This window comes from Paenibacillus sp. VTT E-133280 (genome assembly GCF_002264385.1).
Taxonomy (GTDB): Bacteria; Bacillota; Bacilli; order Paenibacillales; family Paenibacillaceae; genus Paenibacillus_AQ; species Paenibacillus_AQ nitricinens.
In genome coordinates this window covers 24,718-44,874 of the sequence record NZ_NFUX01000023.1, presented here as the reverse complement: position 1 = coordinate 44,874, position 20,157 = coordinate 24,718, and the positions used below count along the sequence as shown (strand labels likewise).

Annotated in this window: 22 protein-coding genes; 18 read left to right on the top strand and 4 right to left on the bottom strand. The window is 40.8% G+C overall.

The window, feature by feature from the left end; translation table 11 throughout:
• The first annotated feature begins 171 nt into the window (after nucleotides 1-171).
• The 4 genes from CA600_RS12375 (at nucleotide 172) to CA600_RS12360 (ending at nucleotide 9,013) form a co-directional block, all read left to right on the top strand.
• Nucleotides 172-5,352, top strand: a complete 5,181-nt coding sequence (locus tag CA600_RS12375; protein ID WP_256989824.1) for a transglycosylase — start codon at nucleotides 172-174, stop codon at nucleotides 5,350-5,352.
• Nucleotides 5,353-6,159, top strand: a complete 807-nt coding sequence (locus CA600_RS12370; RefSeq protein WP_094870450.1) for a phage tail domain-containing protein — start codon at nucleotides 5,353-5,355, stop codon at nucleotides 6,157-6,159. It begins immediately after the preceding gene.
• Between the two features lie 15 nt (nucleotides 6,160-6,174).
• The gene (locus CA600_RS12365; RefSeq protein ID WP_094870449.1) at nucleotides 6,175-8,385 is read left to right on the top strand and encodes a hypothetical protein; all 2,211 of its coding nucleotides are present in this window, start codon (nucleotides 6,175-6,177) and stop codon (nucleotides 8,383-8,385) included.
• A 151-nt stretch (nucleotides 8,386-8,536) separates the two neighbouring features.
• Entirely contained in the window at nucleotides 8,537-9,013 is a 477-nt protein-coding gene (locus CA600_RS12360) for a serine O-acetyltransferase (protein ID WP_094870448.1), read from the top strand.
• Nucleotides 9,014-9,036: 23 nt separating this feature from the next.
• On the opposite strand, the gene CA600_RS12355 is transcribed toward CA600_RS12360, so the two are convergent.
• Nucleotides 9,037-10,272 carry an O-antigen ligase family protein gene (locus tag CA600_RS12355; protein WP_094870447.1) on the bottom strand — a complete coding sequence of 412 codons (1,236 nt, stop codon included), beginning with the start codon at nucleotides 10,270-10,272 and terminating at the stop codon, nucleotides 9,037-9,039.
• 281 nt (nucleotides 10,273-10,553) lie between these two features.
• Here CA600_RS12355 and CA600_RS12350 point away from each other — a divergent pair, with 281 nt between their 5' ends.
• The 3 genes from CA600_RS12350 (at nucleotide 10,554) to CA600_RS12340 (ending at nucleotide 14,331) form a co-directional block, all read left to right on the top strand.
• On the top strand, nucleotides 10,554-12,629 hold the full coding sequence (locus CA600_RS12350) for a phage tail protein (RefSeq protein ID WP_094870504.1): 2,076 nt from the start codon (nucleotides 10,554-10,556) through the stop codon (nucleotides 12,627-12,629).
• 67 nt (nucleotides 12,630-12,696) lie between these two features.
• The gene (locus tag CA600_RS12345) at nucleotides 12,697-13,341 is read left to right on the top strand and encodes a stalk domain-containing protein (RefSeq protein ID WP_143812138.1); all 645 of its coding nucleotides are present in this window, start codon (nucleotides 12,697-12,699) and stop codon (nucleotides 13,339-13,341) included.
• Between the two features lie 285 nt (nucleotides 13,342-13,626).
• A complete protein-coding gene (locus tag CA600_RS12340) occupies nucleotides 13,627-14,331 on the top strand; it encodes a DUF6338 family protein (RefSeq protein WP_094870445.1) in 705 nt (234 codons plus the stop codon).
• Nucleotides 14,332-14,420: 89 nt separating this feature from the next.
• Here CA600_RS12340 and CA600_RS31200 read toward each other — a convergent pair whose 3' ends face one another.
• Nucleotides 14,421-14,570, bottom strand: coding sequence for a hypothetical protein (locus tag CA600_RS31200; RefSeq protein ID WP_179281604.1), 150 nt, complete (start codon nucleotides 14,568-14,570; stop codon nucleotides 14,421-14,423).
• A 192-nt stretch (nucleotides 14,571-14,762) separates the two neighbouring features.
• Here CA600_RS31200 and CA600_RS12335 point away from each other — a divergent pair, with 192 nt between their 5' ends.
• From CA600_RS12335 to CA600_RS12320, 4 genes are read left to right on the top strand one after another with little or no spacing between them, the layout of a single operon-like run.
• A complete protein-coding gene (locus tag CA600_RS12335) occupies nucleotides 14,763-14,969 on the top strand; it encodes a hypothetical protein (protein ID WP_094870444.1) in 207 nt (68 codons plus the stop codon).
• A gap of 15 nt (nucleotides 14,970-14,984) precedes the next feature.
• A complete protein-coding gene (locus CA600_RS12330; protein WP_179281603.1) occupies nucleotides 14,985-15,281 on the top strand; it encodes a hypothetical protein in 297 nt (98 codons plus the stop codon).
• Nucleotides 15,281-15,547, top strand: coding sequence for a phage holin family protein (locus CA600_RS12325; RefSeq protein ID WP_094870442.1), 267 nt, complete (start codon nucleotides 15,281-15,283; stop codon nucleotides 15,545-15,547). The genes CA600_RS12330 and CA600_RS12325 overlap by 1 nt, the downstream gene beginning before the upstream one ends.
• On the top strand, nucleotides 15,547-16,260 hold the full coding sequence (locus CA600_RS12320) for an N-acetylmuramoyl-L-alanine amidase (RefSeq protein ID WP_094870441.1): 714 nt from the start codon (nucleotides 15,547-15,549) through the stop codon (nucleotides 16,258-16,260). Before CA600_RS12325 ends, CA600_RS12320 begins: the two co-directional genes overlap by 1 nt.
• A 204-nt stretch (nucleotides 16,261-16,464) precedes the next feature.
• Here the strand turns inward: CA600_RS12320 and CA600_RS12315 are convergent, their stop codons facing one another.
• Nucleotides 16,465-17,328: an ATP-dependent DNA ligase gene (locus tag CA600_RS12315; RefSeq protein WP_094870440.1), complete on the bottom strand. Its 864-nt coding sequence runs from the start codon at nucleotides 17,326-17,328 to the stop codon at nucleotides 16,465-16,467.
• 157 nt (nucleotides 17,329-17,485) lie between these two features.
• Here CA600_RS12315 and CA600_RS12310 point away from each other — a divergent pair, with 157 nt between their 5' ends.
• From CA600_RS12310 to CA600_RS12295, 4 genes are read left to right on the top strand one after another with little or no spacing between them, the layout of a single operon-like run.
• Nucleotides 17,486-17,683, top strand: coding sequence for a hypothetical protein (locus CA600_RS12310; RefSeq protein ID WP_373455881.1), 198 nt, complete (start codon nucleotides 17,486-17,488; stop codon nucleotides 17,681-17,683).
• Nucleotides 17,680-17,898 (top strand): MarR family transcriptional regulator, encoded by a 219-nt coding sequence (locus CA600_RS12305; protein WP_094870439.1) that lies wholly within the window; start codon nucleotides 17,680-17,682, stop codon nucleotides 17,896-17,898. Before CA600_RS12310 ends, CA600_RS12305 begins: the two co-directional genes overlap by 4 nt.
• A gap of 58 nt (nucleotides 17,899-17,956) precedes the next feature.
• On the top strand, nucleotides 17,957-18,190 hold the full coding sequence (locus CA600_RS12300; RefSeq protein WP_143812137.1) for a hypothetical protein: 234 nt from the start codon (nucleotides 17,957-17,959) through the stop codon (nucleotides 18,188-18,190).
• Nucleotides 18,191-18,201: 11 nt separating this feature from the next.
• Nucleotides 18,202-18,675, top strand: coding sequence for a hypothetical protein (locus CA600_RS12295; RefSeq protein WP_094870437.1), 474 nt, complete (start codon nucleotides 18,202-18,204; stop codon nucleotides 18,673-18,675).
• Nucleotides 18,676-18,820: 145 nt separating this feature from the next.
• On the opposite strand, the gene CA600_RS12290 is transcribed toward CA600_RS12295, so the two are convergent.
• Complete coding sequence (locus tag CA600_RS12290) at nucleotides 18,821-19,060, bottom strand: helix-turn-helix domain-containing protein (protein ID WP_094870436.1); 240 nt, start codon at nucleotides 19,058-19,060, stop codon at nucleotides 18,821-18,823.
• Between the two features lie 144 nt (nucleotides 19,061-19,204).
• On the opposite strand from CA600_RS12290, the gene CA600_RS12285 reads away from it, so the two are divergent.
• Genes CA600_RS12285 through CA600_RS12275 form a run of 3 tightly spaced genes read left to right on the top strand, consistent with a single transcriptional unit; the run spans nucleotide 19,205 to nucleotide 20,155 of the window.
• Nucleotides 19,205-19,489 carry a hypothetical protein gene (locus CA600_RS12285; protein WP_094870435.1) on the top strand — a complete coding sequence of 95 codons (285 nt, stop codon included), beginning with the start codon at nucleotides 19,205-19,207 and terminating at the stop codon, nucleotides 19,487-19,489.
• 5 nt (nucleotides 19,490-19,494) lie between these two features.
• On the top strand, nucleotides 19,495-19,920 hold the full coding sequence (locus CA600_RS12280; RefSeq protein ID WP_094870434.1) for a hypothetical protein: 426 nt from the start codon (nucleotides 19,495-19,497) through the stop codon (nucleotides 19,918-19,920).
• Nucleotides 19,921-19,924: 4 nt separating this feature from the next.
• On the top strand, nucleotides 19,925-20,155 hold the full coding sequence (locus CA600_RS12275; protein WP_076316615.1) for a hypothetical protein: 231 nt from the start codon (nucleotides 19,925-19,927) through the stop codon (nucleotides 20,153-20,155).
• The last annotated feature ends 2 nt before the right edge of the window (nucleotides 20,156-20,157 follow it).

Here is a 20,157-nt window from a genome sequence, read left to right as displayed (position 1 = left end):
GTCACTAGTTCAGGAAAAATTTCCTGACCACCAATAAGGGGTGAAAATACATTGACAGATATGAATAAGGATGTTGTTGGGGCGAAGCTTAGTCTAGATACTTCGAAGATGCTCCCAGCCTTTCAGGCCATTGACCGAGGTGCAAAAGGCAACGCCGAGACATTCAAGGTATTGAATTCAGAGATTACCGTTACCACTAAAAATTACTCTGCTTTAGCAGCGGCAGCCGACAAAATGGCTCTAACTTCGGAAGAACGCCGAAAAAAAATCATGTCCGAGTCAGAGGCATTGATTAAACAGCGCACGGCACAAGCTGAATTGCTCAATACTAAGAAAAATCAACTTGACCAAGCGAATCAGATCGTAAATGCAAAGCTTGCTGCTCAGGAAGCAATCATTAAGAAGAGATATGATGCAATTGAACATCAAGAGCTTGAACATCAAAAGCGGATGGAAATTCTTCAGAATAAAGCGTATGCCAGCGCTATTAAGGTAACAACGACAAGCGGCTCCAACACATCCGATAGAACAAGAGAACGGGTTTTAATGGAAGAACAATCTATTCGCCAAAAACTCATGCAGCTAGCAGAGAGAGAAGGACAACAGGCGAAACAACAGGCAACAGAATATGAGCAGTTTTGGATTAAGGCCCTTAGAACTCGGGAAATCAAAGCAGAACAGATGCGCGAAAAAGTGTTACAAGAAGAGCAGAAGATTCGTCGTGCAATGGAACAAACTGCAAAGCAATCGAGCGCAACGCCTAGTTCGATTTTTGACACTTCTGGAGAAATGAGCGCTGCATCATCCGGGTGGGCATCAAGATTGCAACAAATGGCAGCACATGCCGTTGTCTTTAACACAGTTTATCGGGGTATCCACGAAGTTCAGGCGGCCATGAAAGTGGGTTTAGTAGATATTGAATCCAATATGGCCGGATACGTTCAAACAAATGAAAAGTACTTCCTTGAACATAAAAATGGTACTGAAGAAATGGTTATGAATACTCAAATCCTCAACGAAGAAACTACTAAATTCCTCCATACTGCTCATAGCCTTGGCTCAGAGATTACCGATGTAACCGAATCAGCACGCCTATGGGGACGGATGTACAAGGATGCTGCTGTTGTTCAGGAAATGGTGCGAAAGTCCACCATGCTATCTACAGTAGATATGGTTAGCCTTGAAGATGCTACAAAAAGTATGGAGTCTACCTTAGCGCAATACGGAGTGCAGATTAATAATGCTAATGATGCAATGGTATTAGGTGGGCGCATATTGGATTCCTGGTCTAAGGTAGCACATGATACCATGGCACCAGCGAAAGACCTCGGGGCAGCATACGAACGTACGGGTAAGATTGCAGCTGAGACAGGCGTTTCATTTGATGTTATGAATGGACTGATATCATCCGGTGTTAGAAACACAGCTCTTTCGGGTGAAAACCTCGGGAACATGTGGAAGACAGTCCTTGGTACTATCCGAACAGATAAAGCGGTGGCTGAAATTGAAAACTTAGGCGTTGCAACTAAAGAAGTAGTTGAAGGGAAAGAGCAATGGCGTAGAGCAGATGATATCTTACTGGATCTCTCTACTAAAGTCATTGATAAGAATTATGACCTAACTCAGTCTTATGCGGATATTTCACGCGGGGTATATCAATACGCAAAATTAGCAGCATCCCTTAATGCGGGAGATATTTTACTTGGTACTGCCGCGTCCATCGGATCTACTGGGTCAACACTGGAATACCTCAAGGTGCAAATGGATACAATCTCACGGAAAGCAGCTCAAACCAAAACATCACTACTAGAGATATTCAATCAAGCGGGAGATGATGGTTTACGTTCAGCCATTAAGAATTCGTTAGATGTAATTGATCAATTGTTAATTGGACTTACTAAGATTCCTAAGGGAGCGGTTGGGGCTACTGCTTCTATTGCAGGACTGATTGGCTTATACAAGCTAATGTCACCGTTACTGACTCAGTGGAGAACGGCGCAGGTCGCCTTGAGTACAGCCATTGCTACACACACGACACTTCAAACGGCAGCCACAGCAGAGATGGTAGCTTTCACAGCAGCAGCCAGAGCGGCCATGTTGACAACAGCGGCATGGACAGCTGGGATCACTCTCATTGTTGGGGCTATTGCTTTATTCATCTTTCAAAGTGGTAAAGCGGAGAAAGCGACCAGAGAGCATGCCCAGGCAATGAAGGACCAAGATTCTGCCAGCCAGCAAATCATTAGCCAATATGAACGTCAAATTGAATTACTTCCTAAATTGGTTAACGCTCATAAGTCTTTAGAACAATCCATGAATTCTGGAAATATGTCAGCTGAGAAGCAATCAACAGTAAAAAAACAATTGGATGATGTTTCTAAAGCTCTGATCATTACGCTTGGAGAAGAGGGGGCTAAACAATTAGAAGCCGCCAATTACACAGACGAAGCTGTTAAAATCCAAGTTAACGCACTAAATCAACTGATCACAAAACAGAATGAAGCTAGAAAGAATGTATTGCTCGATAGTAAATCATCTTTGGAAGGGCAACTAGTAGAAAATTCTGAAAAACTATCTAATGCCCGAGAAAAACTTAGTAAAGCAGAAGAAAAGCTTACTCGTCTCCGCGAGGATGGAGTTGGGGTATCTTTTAAAGTAACTAATGCTGAAAAGGATGCTCAAACAAAGGTTGAGGAACTAACAACTGCTCATAACAAATTGCAAGAATCTTTAGCGGATACTAACGTACAATTGGGTCAATTAACGGTAGATGGTCTTGATCAACTCGCTGGAAAGGCTGGTGTATCTTCTGAAAGTCTTAATGACATGGGGGCAGTACTTGCAGACCTCCGAGAACAGATAGATGGAAACGGGACGGCTATCAGTGAAATGAATAGCATTTTGAATGAACTTTCAGGTGAGCAATCTTTAAATGCTTCTGCTGCTGCCGAATTGATTTTGAAATATCCACAATTAGCAACTGAGATATACAAGACAGCAGATGGATGGGAGTTTGAAAAGGGAGCGCTTGAAAAATTAAGAAAAGAGAAAGTTGCTAAAGCGATTAGTGATCTAGAAGCTGAAAAGACATCTGCTTTTAATACTAAAATGGCAACTGAGGATAGACTTGCCGCCTACGGTATAGAAGCCGCAGCAATCAAGAGTCTTGCTGATCTGAAAGCTAAAGTGAACGGTTCTAAGGTAATCACAGCAGATAATGTAACCACAACAGGCGATGACTTAAAGTACTTTAAGTCGCAGTTCAAACAACAAGGAATGGATCAGGCAAAGGCTGAAAGTGAATTAGACGGATTGTTTGCTGAATACGATGCTGAGGCGAAATCTTATGATGAAAAAATAAAAGCTTTAGGTGCTCTTTATAAAGATCCTGATTTTGGAGTAAGTTCAACCAAGGACAGTAAGAAAAGTAAAAGTAAAAGTGCTGCTGATAAGTCTGCTGAAAAAGCAGCAAAGGATGCAGCAGCGGCTAGGAAAGAAGCGTATCAGAATGATCTTGATAATTTTAAGTATGTTGCGGAACGACAAAATTGGACCATAGACCAACAAGTATCTGGATATGAAAAATTAAAGAAACGACATGCCCAGTACTTATCTGAGGATAAAGATGCGCTAAAGCAATGGGGCAGAGATGTCGTAGCTTTAAGTGATGCAAGGTACACCGAAGATGTGGCTAACTTAGAAAAGAAGACTGAGCGTATGCGGCAGGCTAACCTTCAAGAAATCGAAATGATTAAGGCTTCACTTGATTTTTACACCAAGGAGCAAAATAAGACCTATCTGACTACGGAACAAAAGGCTGAGGCACAGAAACAAGTCTATGATTTGACAAAGCAATACAACGAACTGCGTTATACCAACTCCACAAACTGGATTGATAAAGAATCCACAATGATGGAGATGACCGGGAAGAAAAAAGCTGAGATTGTGCAAATGGAACTGGATGCATATAAACGCATGTCCCTAGATAAATCTCGAACCACAGAACAAAACTTCGAATTAGAGAAAAAAATCCATGAGAAGAAAAAGAATTTGATCGAAGAAGAATTTTCGCAATTTCAGAAAAATGTAAACCACAAGAAAAACATCGGGGAATTAACTGCAAAAGAGGAATTGAATGAGTGGATTAAAATTCAGAGTATGTATAGAGAAGGAACTGATCAGCGAATGGAAGCGGATGAGCAAGTATACTCCCTTCGCAAGAAACTCATAGAAGAGGAAACGAAGATTGTAGATGAACTTGGAAAAAACTATAAGAAAAAGTTAGAGGATTCTAAAAACGCAGCCGTTAAGGCAATAGAAGCAGAGCGCGATGCTTATATTGCTGCAAAGGACGCAGAGATCAAGGCTATTGATGATTTACTAAGCAAACAACAGGAATTAAATGAAGATCAGGATTACGAGAGTGCGCTGGCAGAGAAACAAGCTAGACTAGCTCTACTTGCTTCAGCTGTAGGACCTGACGGAATCGCAGAACGAAAACAGGTTCAAAAAGACATTGAGAAGCTACAACTTGATCATGAGCGCACCTTGGCAAAAAGAAGTCTGGAAGAACAAAAGCAAGCTTTACAGGATGAAAAGGATGCAAAAAAAGAATCTTTTGACAAGGATATCCAAGCTACCAAAACGCATTACGATGAATTGCTTCAAGCGTTAGAGAGCTTTTCATCTGACACCGCCAACCGTTCGGAGATCATGAAAAACATTCAAGTTTTAAAGGAAGCTGAGAAGAATGCTGAGATTTTAGCGCAATTAGATCAGTTCATCTCAGACTACCAACTTAAGATGAGTGCAATTACTGCTTTAACGCCAACTGTAGGTGGCTCTTTATCTTCCATTACAACAACGACTACATCTAAGAAGGATTTGGATTTAATCGAGTACAATTCTAACAAGGATGCATGGGATGCGGCAAAAGCGGCTGGTAAAAAATCAGAAATGGAGCGTTTAGCGGCAAGAAATGAGGAGTTGCGTAATAAATACGGCATTGATAAAGACACTGGAAAACTTCAAAGCTTTTCCGAAGGCGGTAAAGTTAAGGGACCGCGTGGAGCAGCCACATTGATTGAAGCACATGCAAGTGAAATTGTAATGAATGAGCGACAACAGGACAACTTACTCAAACTGATGAACTTTAGAGTGCCATCATTCAGCTTCGCAATGCCTAGCACATCAGCATCAAATTCTTTTGGCGGAACAAATCCGCAGCATATCAGTAATACTTACGCGATAACTACAGGAGATACTTATATTGAAGATGCGTCTACCGCGCGTGTATATTGGAATGAAAAGGAAGACTTAGTGCGGAGATGGCAAACATCGGGGGTGAAGTAAATGGTTGAGGCTACAGCGGACGGAGTGTCCTTTCGGTCTATTGGGCTTGGACTGGTAAAACATAACATTCCGGTTCTTCCCTCAACTGAGGAATACAGCATAAAAATAGCTGGAGCAGATGGAGAAACGGATTTTGGATCAAATTATGGCCCTAGAACATTCGATCTCGAATGTGTGCTTATGGCTGATGATCCAACACTAGACTATCACCGGAGAGTCGCCTTAATGGCGGCTCTTTTTAATGTCAAAAAAGGCGATATTCCATTTACCTTTTCAGATTTGCCGAACAAACGGTACATGGGTCGGTATGCCGGGACAATGTCGATAGATAAGATCATATTTGACGGTAATGTCACGATCCCGATCAAAATGCATAATCCTTGGCCGGAATCATTGCAAGATACGGAGTTGCGCGAATATGGCGAAGGGCTTTCCTTCGGAGAGGGTTATTTTTATATCTCGGATTCGTCATTTTCTATCACGACAAGCGGTCAATCTTTTGCCGTCATGAACGAAGGATCTGAAGTTGGGTATCCATTAATTCGCATCACAGGTTCTTTTACTAACCTTTCCTTAACTGATGGTTCACAGACAATTACTTTCTCAGGAAGCACCGGTTCTAATGATGTACTGGAGATAAACTGTGATCCGAAGAAATGTACTGTCCGACTTAATGGTATTAATGCGTATTCCAGAAGCAATGGGGTGTTTTTTGAGTTCGAGCCAGGAGAGGCAGAAATAACAGCTATTGCAACGAATCCTAATTTCATCATTGAGTTCATTTATCGTTACAAATACCTATATTAAGAAAGGAGTGCGGTTATGGCCTTTGCACGCCGTATCATAGGCAAGACTCTGGACTTGCTCAATCTGCAACGACACAACGACAATTATGCAGAAATTGAAACTGACCTTACGAATCACGAATCCAGAATAACAGGGGCACAGAGTGATATAACAACGCATAAAGCCTCAGAAAAGGCGCATCCAGCGGAACACGTGACTTATTCAGGGGCGGTTGTTGGAGCAACGAATATCAAAGAAGGATTAGACAATGTAAAGGACACTCTCGATAACGTAATTATCGGAGGTGGAGACGGCACTCAGGCAGCTGCTGCGGCAGTCAGTGTATCAGGTACGACTTATACAACATTGAAACAGCGCGTTGATACAGAGTATCTGGAAACAGATGTGAAGTTCACTGTGGTTAGTGAACAGTTGGCGGAAACTGCGGAGCAGGTCGGGGTACTTGGTGTGACCAAAGCGGAACAGTCCGATTTAGATACGACTAACAATACCGTAGAAATCATTCAATCCACAATGATGGAAAAGACTACTACTGACATTTCAGTTTCACAAATTAACAAGAACCTTGGAAAGTTTGATCAGACTTACATGACGGAGGAGTTTCTTCAACAAATCGTGGGAAACACGTCGATCAATGCAGTTCCGGCAGATGCAAGCTTAGGAAAAGAGAAGTTTACCTTTCGCGTTCTTGAGGGGGAAGCCTCTAAAAATATCTTTAACGCCGACACCATTACGCTTCAACGTTACGTTAACTCCACCGGGGGCCTGACGTTCAACACAAGCTATAGTACCAGCGATTATATTCCGGTACTCCCTAACACAACGTATGTCACGAATCACTTCTTTTCCGGGGCTTATTACGATTCAGCGAAAGTATTCATCTCTACTATCGCTGCTGCGAAGTTCACCACTCCGGCAAATGCGGACTCTATCCGATTCACAGTGCCTAACGGTAATGTGGCTCAAACGCAGCTAGAAATCGGGTCTGTTTCCACACGGTATATGTCGCATAAAAATACGGTACGGAAGGATACGATACCGACAATTACCAATGATTTGATCGGAAAGGGAGAAATTCAAGCAGATAAGCTTGCCTTCCAAACCATCGTGGCTGTCCCGTCTAAAAATAGATTTGACAAAACAACAGTTACAACAAGCCGATATATCACTGATGCTGGCGCTCTCGTATTTAGCGGTGGCTATAACGTAACAGACTATATACCTGTCACAGTCCAACCATACGCGCTCAATCAGTTGAGTTTTGGTAATGTTATTTGCTACGATGCGAGCAAAACTTATCTCGGCTATGTTTCCAGGAGCAGCAGCGTCTTTACTCCTCTTCCTGGCACCGCCTTTATACGGTTTACCGTTACCGATGCCGACTTGAATACTACTCAGATTGAAGCTGGGTCAATCGTTACTGCTTATGAGAGTTTTGGCAATAAGGTATCAGCAGACTTGATTACTGGGCTGAACATACCCAAAGTACCTACGGTCATCAGAGTTACAGTAGCGACCAGCGGCGGCGATTTCACTTCTGCGAGTGCGGCGCTAGCATCGATTACTGACGCTAGCGAGACGAAGCGTTATGAGATATTCGTTAAAATCGGGACTTACATCGACACATTTCGGACTAAACACTATGTCGATATTATCGGAGAGGACAAATACCAAACTATTATTGATTACACGGGTACGGTTGAAACATGGAATGCAACATCAACAGTCTTTGCGGAATCTCAGTGCACTATTAAAAACCTTACTCTGATCGGAACCGACACTAAGTATCCTCTACACATTGATAAAGCGACAGGTAAATGGACTTGCGTAATTGAAAACGTAAGAATGATACACAAAGGTTCTTTAACTGACGCAACAAAAGCGGGCACTCCTCTAGGAGTTGGTTTATATCCTTATCAATATTTGATTGTGAAAAACTGTGAGATGATTGATAGAAGTGGAGCCTTTGGGTCAAGTGGAGTCTATTTTCATAATCAATATGATTCAATTGGTACAGGATACCGGAGTATCCGTATTGAGGAATGTAGAATATCGGGGGTTACTTATGGAATTAGACCAAATGACGTAGAAGGTATTTCACAACAGAATAATGATGCCTATATTATCAACAATGACATTACGGCAACCCACCAAGAGTACTACTACCCTGAGAACAGCCCGGCGTGGCATTTGTTTAAGAGGGGCAATGAATACACACGAGGCTGATTATTGTGTTCGCAAGCGAATGTATTTTGCGATAGTCTCTCTGAAAAACTAATGCTGTCATTGTGAAGTTTTTCTTTATTTACCCAATTACCTATTTTATGATAAGGTTGAACTATTTATATAGATAAATATCATAAATCGGGGGATTTGAATGAAAAGGAAAAACAAGCATGCATTAGCAATATCTACGTATCGTCTAGGGAATTGGAATTACTACAATGTAAAGCTGCCTATAATTAAGCAATTAATAATGATTGTATATAGGCTGCTCGACTTTGTCTTTATAAAATGGATTGGCGGAGGTCTTATTCCTTATGCAGCTAAAATTGGTGATAATTTAATCCTTCCTCATGGTGTTATGGGCATAGTGATCCACCCCAAAACGATAATAGGAGAGGGGGCTGTAATTTTTCATCAGGTTACGATAGGAATAGACGAACATTCTGGTAGTACAGACGCACCAAGAATAGGGAAAAATGTATATATTGGATCAGGTGCAAAAATCATTGGAGACATAGTTGTAGGAAATAATGTGCGTATAGGTGCTAACGCAGTGGTAATAAATGATATTCCTGATGATTGTACAGCCGTAGGAATACCTGCAAGAGTAATTAAACCGAAAGGTTAAGATCAAAAAAAGTTGCGAGGCGATTACCGCTGCAACTTTTTTTCTTTGAGAATAGTAAAGTCAATGAGCGCAAACAATGTCCAAATCCAAGGGAACCAAATTGCAGAAATAACGGTGTAGTGGATCATTGCGACTATAAATGAAAACAGAAACAAATAACGCTTATTTCCATTTATTCGAAAAATTCTCACAAGGTAAATTCCAAACACCAGTAACGAAAGTGTAATACCTAATAGTCCATAACTTATAGCGGTATCCAAATATAAACTGGTAGAACCAGTCCCAATAACAGAGGACATGTAACCAGGCCCCCAACCAAGCATAGGTTTTTGTTGAATCAAATCAAAAGCTAAATCCCACCGGGTAAGACGAGATTGCGAAGACATTATATCATTTGAAAATGTTGCCTTTTTTATGATGTTTTCGAAGAAATTTCCTTTCCACGGTTTTGTTAGAAAAAGGATTAATACTGATATCGCAATAAGAAAGTGACTGTAAATAATTGTAGTCATTTTAAACTTTACTAACTCTTTATGTATTCTTTTATCGAAGAAAAGATAAATAAATACACATATGAATAACGATATAAATAACTCTATAAATCCTATCGCACTAAAAGTAAAGAGTAAGGCTAAAAGAACTGAAAAGGTATAAAAAACTGCCTTCTTTTTGTTTTTCATGTGAACCTTAAAAAAATAAATCAAGAACGGAGTGAACATTAATAAATACATTGCAGCAGGCCCAGATTCCTCCATAGTTCCTCTAGCTCTATAGAAAAAAGAACCGCCAAAATTATATGTGTGCATGTACTCTTTGACTGTTGCCCTATAAATAACGGAGTCCAGATTAAACGAGAAAAAGTTCTTAGAAATGAACTCTATCAAGATAATAAATACGACGAGAAGGACTCCTTTTGACAGATATGAAAACACGTCCCTTTCTTCTAGATTCGAGTTTGCCAAACCGATAGATATTGTAACGTGGTAGATTATTATTACAATGATATACGCTGCCGCGTGGTTTATCGCAGTAGACATACTTCCTTGGCTGTAGAGTAGCCCGAATACGTATAAAATGCATATTAAGGAGTAAATAAACTTTATAGTAGATGGTATTGGAATTATAATTTTATTCTTCAGCAACAAAAAAAATATTCCTACAAGAACACATCCAGAAATCAACAAAGGCAAGGGGGTTATTGGCGTAAGTGCAAGCGCACTTACAAATCCTAAGAATAAGAAATACAATTTAATAAACATTTTTATGCTCCCTACTTTATGTATTGTTACCTTACAATATGGTGCTTATTAGTATAATTTGTCAACATGAAAAAACATTATTACCTATTTCTCTTATGAGAATAATAGCGAAGATATAATGAATAGACGGACCATACTACGCATTACTGAACAACCAAAAATGTACATAAAAAAGAGCTGCGGGATTATTCTGAAGGCTCTTTTTTTGAATTCAATGATGTCTGATAATTCGCAGTCCAATTCTATGCATATCTAAGGAAATTTTTCCTGAGCAAAGGATGATGATATTGAACAAATTAGAAGTACTAGATAAGAACTTCGTTCCGACAGGCAAACTAGTTAGTTCCTATGAAGAAACTCGCAAACGCCGGATTAACTCGGATTATGAAATCTCTTTCTTGGTTCCTATGATCTCGGAAGATTATAGAGAAAAGATTCAACTCAAAGGCCACGTTCGAGATGAACGTGGCCAATTTTATGTAATTCAAAGTCGGTCTAGAATTCGAGATGGACGAAAGCTAACAGCATCCATTATGTGTAATCATGTCATGTTTAAGTTAATGGATTTCAAATTTCCTTATGCAGACTATATCGATGAAGCATATGGACTTCATATATCTCATCTAACCAATTTAATATCTTCAGCCACTGGTGGTAGATTCACATTTTCTATTGATGACACCTTTGATCTGTATGATGTAAAAGATTTCGGACAGGGGAATTGTCTAGTTGCCCTCAATAAGATTGTTGAAATGTACGGATGTGAAATCGAACCAGATAATTTTGTTATCCATCTTAAGAAAAGAATTGGTACAGATAATGGCCATCAATATCGACTTAAGAAAAATATCGTTTCTGATCAATTTAAAGATGATACAAGTTCACTTGTAACTCGTATGTTTGCCCAAATGAAGGATGGCACAACTTGGATAGGTAAATCAGCATCCATCCTGACAAACGAAGAGAGAACACTATTGGAGGCTGTACCAGGGGCAATCGTAAACGGAGTTCTGCGCGTAAACTATTTGATATCTCCGCATGTTCATGAATGGTCTTGTAACTCAGTACCATTCTACGATAATGAGATCATTGTCCAAGATATCGACCCAAGCATTGATGAAGATAAAGCGGTACAGGATTTGTTAGAAGCAACACGAAAAGCGCTAAGGGAGCAAGAGATCCCAGCGTTTGAAGTTAGCGTAGATGGAGCTGACTTATATAAGATTGACGGTGAAGAAACAAAAGTTGGATTAGGAGATACCGTATATTGTCACGATCCAGACATGGAAATGGTAAATCTCTCAGCCCGGATCACGGAGCTTACAGAATATCCTTATTCTATGGATAAACATGCACAAGCGACAGTAGCAAATGTTATGAGGCGGGATGAACGAGACATACAATCTGACTTGGAGAAAAGTAAAAATACCGTTCAAAACCTATTCAGTGGTGGTAGAATTCGAGCAGCGGCTTTTGAAGAATTCGCACACAAAGCAGTGATAGATATCAATAACTCTAAAACGGAACTTATTTATCCACCTGAAGGTGGTATCCTTGCACAAGACAAGAATAATCCATTACGTCAGGTACGATTGACTTCAGCGGGGCTCGGTATATCTACAGATGGATGGAACACCTTACGAGCCGCAATAACAGCTGATGGGGTATTGGCAGAACAGGTAATTGGACAGTTTGGTAATTTTGTATCCATGCTAATCGGAGAAGGAAATAATGTGGTACAGATAAACCCACATGGAATAGCAGCCGGACATGCTAACTTTAATGATTCTCCATTTCAGGTAGCTATGAATGGTGATGTTATTGCTCGTTCCATTAAATTAACAGGAGAGATCGATAACTCCAAAATGTATTCATCTGAAATAGAGGGTGGAGTTATTACGGGTGCGCTAATAAGGACAGCTAATACTGGTGCCCGGGTTGAAATGGATTCAAGAGGATGGAGAACCTATGATCTCTCTAATATACAAAGGATAGGGATTATATCCAATTCGGCATATGGTATGAGTGCCATTGAATTTAATAATTCCCTTGGGAATAGCGTCGCAACCATCAATGGCGGAGACACGGTATTCTCGATCTACTCAAAAACAGATATGATAATATCAGCGGTTAATCGTAGGTTAAGTCTGCAAGGATATGTTGACTTCAGTTCGGCCGATGTAGAAGGTCTAGGGATTTCTAGCATTACGGGATTGCAAGCAGAGATAGCATCGTTATGGAACGCTTTGAATGGAAAAGCCTCATTGTATCATTCACATTCAGTTACACTACCTAATCACAACCACGGAAGTGCAACACTTACTCCATCTGGTGGTGGAACATACTCTGTAACTTAATATAATGACTACTTCCAACTGTGATGGTATGATTAGGAGAATATACCAATAACGGAGCGTGATGATTATGAAAAACTGGGGTTATATGTTGAGTGGCGTTGTAATAGGAGCGGTTCTTATGGTCTCTTCCAGCGCTTTCGCTGATCAAATACAATCATTTGTCGGAAAAACAGTGGCAGGGGAATACACAGTGAATGTTAACGGTAAAGACTTGAGCGAAAAGGCTATTGTCGTTAATAACAAAGCGCATGTTCCTTTACGTGCCGTTTCCGACTCTTTGGGGGCAACGATAAAAGTGGAAGGTAAAACAATAGTAGTGACATCTGGTAATAATGATGGCGTTCAAACAGAAAAAAGTAACACCTCTGATAAGTCATTAAACCCATATGTTGGTCAAACAAAAGAAAGTCTTGAAGAATCAAAAAATATATTGATGACCAAAGTCATCGAACCTTCGAAACAGCAAGTCGCTATACTTGAGAAACGGCTTGCTGCTGCTGAAGTATCCGTGGTTGAAGGAGAAAAAGCAATGAAATACGCTGAAGAAAACAATTCAAGTGAAACTGAGAAACAAGATGCATCAAAATCTAAAAATCTTGCTGCGTCTTCCGTTGAAAGAACTAAGTTAGAGCTAGATTCTTTGAAGACGGACTTGAATAAGTATGAACAGCAATTAAGCCAAATCAATGAAGCACTCTCTCTTATTAATTAGGAATAGAAGGAAACAGGATTGGAGCTTATTAATAATCGTAGTAACACAGTAGGAAAATAGCGTTAACCTATAACTAAGAAGGTCTCTCCTAAGGAGGGGCCTTTATTTGTTGTTGGAGGTATATTTCTATGCTTAAAGTAATTTTGAAGGCTTATCACATGTATTGGATTAGATATCATAACGAATGCAGGCATCATCATTTTAGAAAACGGGACATCCATTTAGACTGGATTAGGGGAAGGTATTAATTAGTTTTCAACGAATAATAAAGCGAGGTGTATTTAAATGGATAATTTACTTGGAACTATTGTGTTTATTTTGCCTGGATTTCTTATGTACTTTTGGCTTCAGTCATTCGGGATAAACCCCGTTGTGAAACATTCACCTGGGGAATTTACAGCAATTGCAGCTTTACTTTGGCTGCCTGCGTCCTTTGCGACCTTACTACTGTACAATGGTATAGTTTCTATTTCCAAAGTGATTAGTAACACGGATGTTATATGGTCAATTCAACAATTGAAAGATAAATCTGGTAGTTTGACATTCTTGCTAGTATTTCTGATCTTAAGTGCATTCGTGAGTTTTGTGATTAGTGCCATTTGGGCAAAGTGGTTACACCCTGTTCAAGCAAAATTAATTAATAAAATCAGAAATTGGCGTGGGGCAGCTAGCTTGTCCAAAAATCCTTCGGTTTGGGATGAGGTCTTTACGAACAATGATGCTCAAGTCGTTGAGATCGGAAGGCTAGATAAAGCTGGCATCACTATTATAGGATGCATAAATAAAGCGTCCCGGACATTTGAGCCGGAACGCCATTTGAATCTTGACGATGTTGATTTCTTTACGGATCTTGTGCAAAGACATAATATTTCTGTGGCGAAGGTATTTTATGACACGAAATCAGGTACTTATGTAAAGATATTTAACTCGAAGGAAATTGAAGAGGCTCAAATTAAAGATTTCAATGCTATTTCTTCGGTGGCAGAATAATTCGAGCTGAGGTCTTATCAACTGACCTTGTTTCAGCACCCGAGGAGGGGTTCTGAGGCTGACTATTAGCTGTTTGTTTATTACTCACGTTATTGTTCTCCTTTCGTATCACTCTTGGTGGCATCCTGAGATGAAGTTCTTTTGATGTCGCCAGATGTTTTAGGGAAAATTCTTGCCGATACCTTATCGACAGATCCCTTTAATGAGATCCATTGCTTTTCTTCCTCATTCTTTGGCATAATAAACTACCCTCCTTACCATTACCAGAATTCGACATTATTTCATTGTATCCTCCTTAAATACTCAGGCGGTAATGGCGGTCTTCAAATCCGCAGTCATTACGAACATTTCTAGTGATAAGCTAAATTCATAAGAAAGCCTCTCCAATATTTTGGAGGGGCTTTTACTTTTGTCTGAAAGGAGGAACATAGGTGGTAATTATAAAAAAACTTGAATTAGCACTAGATCTAACGAGACCAGCAGAAGAGTTGGTTGAAGCGATTATAACAGTATTAGAATTTTACCCCGGGCGACAAATTGAGATTTTGCAGCAAGTTGATCATAGAGTAGGTGAAATGTTGGCAGCATCGCAGCGATCACAGAAAGAATCAGAAGAAAAGGACGAAACAAGAGAGTAGTGGGAGGGAATGAATATGGAAATATCAACCATTGTGGCAATGATTGCTGCTTTAAGTGGTATCGCTCTTGGATGGATAACCCGGACATCCGCATTTAAAAAGGATGTGGAGCAAGAGGCAGGTAGTGGCGCGGCATTACGTACAGATGTCGAATACATCAAACGAGGTGTGGATGATATCCGAGCTGATGTCAGGCAGCAGGGGCAGCGCACAGACGCACTAGCGGAGCGTGTGACACGTATTGAGGAGTCCTCTAAACAGTATCACAAACGGCTTGATCGATTCGAAGAAAATAGAAGAGGTGATTTGTGATGGAATGGAATGCAGTAGCTAATTTTATTAAACCAGAATTGTTAATCGTACTAATTGCGTGTTGGGTGATTGGATACATTTTGAAGAAGACTCCGCGTGTAAAAGACTGGACGATCATTTACATTGTCACTCTGGCTGCTATTATTGCTGTCTGTATTATCCTTGGGCTGAGCGTTGATAGTGTCCTGCAAGGTATCTTGTGCGGAGCTGTAGCAGTCTATGGCAATCAGTTGGTTAAGCAAGCGAAAAAGGGGGTTGATGAGTGATGCAAATCATCCAGAAGGGCAACAAACACACAAATTTTAGTGGCCGTGGCGGTCATATTCCTATTGCTATTGTAGATCATATTAGCGGTGGTACGATGAGTTCTATGGATAGTTGGTTTCAATCGGAGGGGAATACAGTCAGTAGTGCACACTTTGGTGTTTCCAAGACTGGTGAAATACATCAATACGTAGATATCACGAAAATGGCATGGGCTAACGGTATCACAGTCGATTCCATCTCGAAAGCGACAGCATCTATAGTCAAAGAGAAATCACCAACAAATCCCAATAAATACACAGTTAGTATTGAGCATGAAGGAACGGATGGGACACTGACAGAAGCGCAGTTTACCGCAACAGTGTGGTTACATAAATATATCAGTGGTGAAGTTAAAAGGCTCTATGGAAAACCATTAGTGCTTGATAGCAAATATGTCATCGGACACTTTCAAGTTGATCCGATCAGGAAGCCATATTGCCCAGGAGTTAAGTTTCCTTGGGAACGACTTTACGCAGCGCTAAAAAATGAGGAGGTCAAAGATTTGAAAGTAGATAAGGCAGACACAGTGGTTAATGGATTAAAGCTGCCAGAGGGTAGCGTACTGATTGAAGGTAGAACCTACGTACCATTAGCCGCCATTGGTAAAGCGATTGGTGCACAAGTGTCTTGGGACAATGAAACGAAGACAGCTACAATCATTACAAAGGCGTAATATAATCTTTATCATGTTTTCATATTTTTTTAAGCTAAGAGGATTACAGTAATCACATACCCCCTTATAATATAGATCTTGACTCTACCGACATTGGTGGGGTCACTTTTTTTATTTTGTCTACATAGTTCCGACAATCCGTATAGTCCGCAAACCTATTGGCAAACACCCCGTCAACCTTAATCGGTCGGTGGGGTGTTTTGTTTAGACTATAAACTCCGTAAATACTGGGCTTCTAAGCATTCCTGATTTAGTCCAGTTTCTCATTCTTACCTTTGCCCGTAATCGTGGCTCAAGATGTACAAATTCCTTATCTTCGCCTTTAATCAGTTGTGGGACCACACCTCTGAATGCCTGCTTATGAATCGGCGATGCTCCGAGTTCAATGATTCCTGCTGCACGCAGTTTGCCGGAATTACCGGATGGAACAGCAGCCAACCAACCAAACTCCTGTTTTCGATACCCTGTAATATATACATCTGCATAGGTCCAATTGATAACTTTTTGCCATGCGTGAGAGCGGCGGCCAGTCTCGTATACGCTGTTTTTCCGTTTACCTACTACGCCTTCCATGCCCCGAGTTTCGATCTGCTCAAATAATGCCTCTCCAGCACCTTCCACATGCGGCACTATTCCAAAGCTATTAGAGGGTAGCGTTAGCCCCGCCAGTATCTCTTTGCGAGTCATTAAGGGCAACCCACGTAGATCCTTTCCTTTGTACATTAAGATATCAAAGATGGCATAATACGCCGGGAGTGTTCCGGTGAGTTGTACTATCTTCTCTACTCGTTTTGTCTGAAAACGGTTCATTACAGATTCAAAATCAGATACTCCGGTCTCTGGATCGACGCAGGCGACCTCACCGTCAAGAATTACATCATCAGCGAACGGAAGTTGTAACTCTGGGTACTGTCGAGTACATTCGTTGTTGTGACGGGTATACAATCTGATTTTCTCTGATTGCTGGGAGTAAATCAGCCGATGACCATCTATCTTTGGTTCAAATATATAATCGCTGTGACTGAATGGTCCCACAGCAGTTTGTAATAACATAGGGGATATAAACATAGTTTCACCTCTCCATAATTATAATCTTTTGATAGGCATTGGAGGGCAGGTAAGTCTTGGATCTTTAGACATGCTGTTTCTTTTTTCCATTGCTTAAATTTCCCTAACGTGGTTATAATACAAACAAGTGTTCTTATTTTATTGGAGGCGAGCAATCATGAAAATGAGCATCGGCCAAACAGTTGAAATAGTGTATCAAGATAAAACAGGGAAGATCACACAACGCAAAATTGAGATTAATGGCATCCGTAACTGTCGGATCCGAGCAACCTGTCTTACAACTGGAGCTCCACGGGTATTCCTGCAAGATAATATTTTAGCCTGGCGGATCATAAAGCGAGGTGTGGTGGCATGAGCGAATTAACCAGAAGAGAACGGGATGCGCTAAATGCAATTGTCACGTTATATGATCGGCTAAAGTATTCTCCTACCATCCGTGAGATAGGTGAAGAGATGGGATTATCTTCTGTTTCAACAACATTCCGATATATTGAACTGTTGGAGAAAAAGGGTTACATTGAACGAAAAGAGAGCTCACCACGTGCGCTTAAACTGCTGCGCCGTGCTTGATGATACTCCACGCAAGCTTTTGCGGATTATATCGCAGTTTAGATATCATTTTAGGCGGATGCCCAACATCAAAGAGTTGGGACGATTGAGCGGACGCCGCCCAGCGGAGATAATTAAGGGGTTTAAGGTGTTGTCTGCGGAGCATTATATAGTTTGGGATGTGTCTACGCCTATCGAGACAACAATTATTATCGATAATTGGGAACGGAACGTGCCGTACGAAAAAACGCCACAACAAGGCACAGAGAACGGCAGAGGCGGTACTAATATTGATTATTGGCTTTATCATTAGGAGGGGTCACTATGACCAAGTTGGACGGTAATGAACGCTGGAAAACGAAAATGATCATGACCGAGCATGTTGAGCAGTACGAGGAACAGCAGCGCGAGAATCCAAATAAAATGATAACTACGGAGGAGCGCACGATGGTTCGAGACCTCATTTTGCTTCCCTACATAGATACGATGGTCGGCAAGAGCCTGAAGGAGCTCGAACACTCCAGCAATATTCTAAAACGCACCTTTTTGATGGCTGGTGAAGCCATACAGCGCCGGATCATGCAGGATACCTATCGACTGCAAAAAGAGCTGAAGCAGCGGAATATCAAAATGCTGGCGGATGAGCAGGATGATTTTATCACGTATTACAAAATCTTTTGCCGAGGATATCAGGAACGCTTTGGATTAACTCGTGATGTTATGCGTACTGAGATTAGCTTACGGCTGACTCAGTACACAACCGAACTTGGTGGTGCTCTAAAAGAGCATCTCAAATAAGCCGAGGCCAAGAGGCATATAACTCCCTTTTTGTGCGTAGGTATATAGTATAAATAAACTTTCAGCTGAGAACCGCAGCGGCAAGCCGCAAGGAAGCGGAAGCGAAAGTTAAAAGCATGTACACATAGTATAGTATACGCAATGTTTACAAATCCCAAAATTTCTCGGCCCGAATGGAAGGATCAACCTTCCTTAGGGCTTTTATTATTTTCTGCATGGTCCTAGCTGTGGGCATATGTTCATCATCGTTACAAAGTAATCTAACGGTATTTCTGTTTAATCCACTCTCCTGAACTAACCACTCCTGTTTAATACCCCTGTTATCAATCCATTTCCCAAGTTTCGTTCGATCTTTCCCTAATCCCAGAACCAATCCAAAAAACATTTACTTCACCCTCCATCCATTTATATATCAGCAGTATGGACAAGTGAACATAAAAACATACAAATAAGTCTAAAAAAACAGACATTTTGGACAAACGGTCCTCCATAAGCTTTTGTATACCAACGTTTACAGGAGGTAAACAAGATGAATGATCCAATTACGTTTCGACTTCGGAAGGATCTAGACGCAGATATAAAAGAGGCTGTTAGAAACATGGATAAGAAAACAGTAAGTAACTTGTCCAGAGACGGATTGCGGCTGATGTTAGGGATTAGAACTACCAGAAGCGCTACAGTTACAGAACGTCCATTGGTTGTGCCTGATAGGCCACTTATTGTGTCTGACCGGGCATTACCATGGTTAACTGAAGAGACAAAAAGCAAACCGGTAGCTAGTAAACCTGCTGTATACATCCCTAATAGGAGATGATTAACATGTCCAAGGTGCAATCAGTAAGATGGGGTGAATTTTTCACTGAAAAAAAGCAATCGCAGGAGCCTTTCATATTTATTGATTTTGATGATATCCGTTTAAAGTTCACCAGAGCCATTATGAAAAAAGAAACGCTTATCAAGGTTGCAGGGATAACGTTACTACTGATTATCGGCATACCAGGTACTTCTCACGCTGCAACCGGTATAGATGCTGTAGCAGATAAGTTGTATAAAAAACTGCTCAACGTTGGGAAATGGATAATTATCATGAAAGGCGGTATCGATACAATCCAGAGCGCGATTCAAGGTGATGTTCAATCAGCTAAGAAAAATTTTTTGGGATATTTACTTGTATACGTTGTACTATGGGCGCTGCCGTGGGGATTAAAGCAGGTAGATGTTGTATTTGCTGATATGGGAGCGTGATGAGATGAATCCGTTTATAGATGGGTTGAAAGAGCACTCACGGGAAGCGGTGAAGGAGATTGTGCTAGGGGCTCTTAGTGGCTTAAAGGATGTGGCAGTCGATTTATCATATTCTATCGCGCTGGTTGGTGGGGGCTTGTCTATTATTTTATATGTGGCTGGTTGGGAAAAGGGGAAACGATGGACCAGTTTGTTAGTTGTTGGTTACACGCTAATTAAGTATCTAGTGGGGTGATC

What these genes read in the sequence shown, in the direction of transcription:
- CA600_RS12315 (WP_094870440.1), bottom strand. Translation starts at nt 17,328, where the DNA reads ATGTTTATATCCCCTATGTTATTACAAACTGCTGTGGGACCATTCAGT.
- CA600_RS12355 (WP_094870447.1), bottom strand. Translation starts at nt 10,272, where the DNA reads ATGTTTATTAAATTGTATTTCTTATTCTTAGGATTTGTAAGTGCGCTT.
- CA600_RS12280 (WP_094870434.1), top strand. Translation starts at nt 19,495, where the DNA reads ATGTCCAAGGTGCAATCAGTAAGATGGGGTGAATTTTTCACTGAAAAA.
- CA600_RS12365 (WP_094870449.1), top strand. Translation starts at nt 6,175, where the DNA reads ATGGCCTTTGCACGCCGTATCATAGGCAAGACTCTGGACTTGCTCAAT.
- CA600_RS12345 (WP_143812138.1), top strand. Translation starts at nt 12,697, where the DNA reads ATGAAAAACTGGGGTTATATGTTGAGTGGCGTTGTAATAGGAGCGGTT.
- CA600_RS31200 (WP_179281604.1), bottom strand. Translation starts at nt 14,570, where the DNA reads ATGCCAAAGAATGAGGAAGAAAAGCAATGGATCTCATTAAAGGGATCT.
- CA600_RS12325 (WP_094870442.1), top strand. Translation starts at nt 15,281, where the DNA reads ATGGAATGGAATGCAGTAGCTAATTTTATTAAACCAGAATTGTTAATC.
- CA600_RS12350 (WP_094870504.1), top strand. Translation starts at nt 10,554, where the DNA reads ATGATATTGAACAAATTAGAAGTACTAGATAAGAACTTCGTTCCGACA.
- CA600_RS12295 (WP_094870437.1), top strand. Translation starts at nt 18,202, where the DNA reads ATGACCAAGTTGGACGGTAATGAACGCTGGAAAACGAAAATGATCATG.
- CA600_RS12300 (WP_143812137.1), top strand. Translation starts at nt 17,957, where the DNA reads ATGCCCAACATCAAAGAGTTGGGACGATTGAGCGGACGCCGCCCAGCG.
- CA600_RS12275 (WP_076316615.1), top strand. Translation starts at nt 19,925, where the DNA reads ATGAATCCGTTTATAGATGGGTTGAAAGAGCACTCACGGGAAGCGGTG.
- CA600_RS12310 (WP_373455881.1), top strand. Translation starts at nt 17,486, where the DNA reads ATGAAAATGAGCATCGGCCAAACAGTTGAAATAGTGTATCAAGATAAA.
- CA600_RS12370 (WP_094870450.1), top strand. Translation starts at nt 5,353, where the DNA reads ATGGTTGAGGCTACAGCGGACGGAGTGTCCTTTCGGTCTATTGGGCTT.
- CA600_RS12285 (WP_094870435.1), top strand. Translation starts at nt 19,205, where the DNA reads ATGAATGATCCAATTACGTTTCGACTTCGGAAGGATCTAGACGCAGAT.
- CA600_RS12320 (WP_094870441.1), top strand. Translation starts at nt 15,547, where the DNA reads ATGCAAATCATCCAGAAGGGCAACAAACACACAAATTTTAGTGGCCGT.
- CA600_RS12330 (WP_179281603.1), top strand. Translation starts at nt 14,985, where the DNA reads ATGGAAATATCAACCATTGTGGCAATGATTGCTGCTTTAAGTGGTATC.
- CA600_RS12305 (WP_094870439.1), top strand. Translation starts at nt 17,680, where the DNA reads ATGAGCGAATTAACCAGAAGAGAACGGGATGCGCTAAATGCAATTGTC.
- CA600_RS12360 (WP_094870448.1), top strand. Translation starts at nt 8,537, where the DNA reads ATGAAAAGGAAAAACAAGCATGCATTAGCAATATCTACGTATCGTCTA.
- CA600_RS12290 (WP_094870436.1), bottom strand. Translation starts at nt 19,060, where the DNA reads ATGTTTTTTGGATTGGTTCTGGGATTAGGGAAAGATCGAACGAAACTT.
- CA600_RS12340 (WP_094870445.1), top strand. Translation starts at nt 13,627, where the DNA reads ATGGATAATTTACTTGGAACTATTGTGTTTATTTTGCCTGGATTTCTT.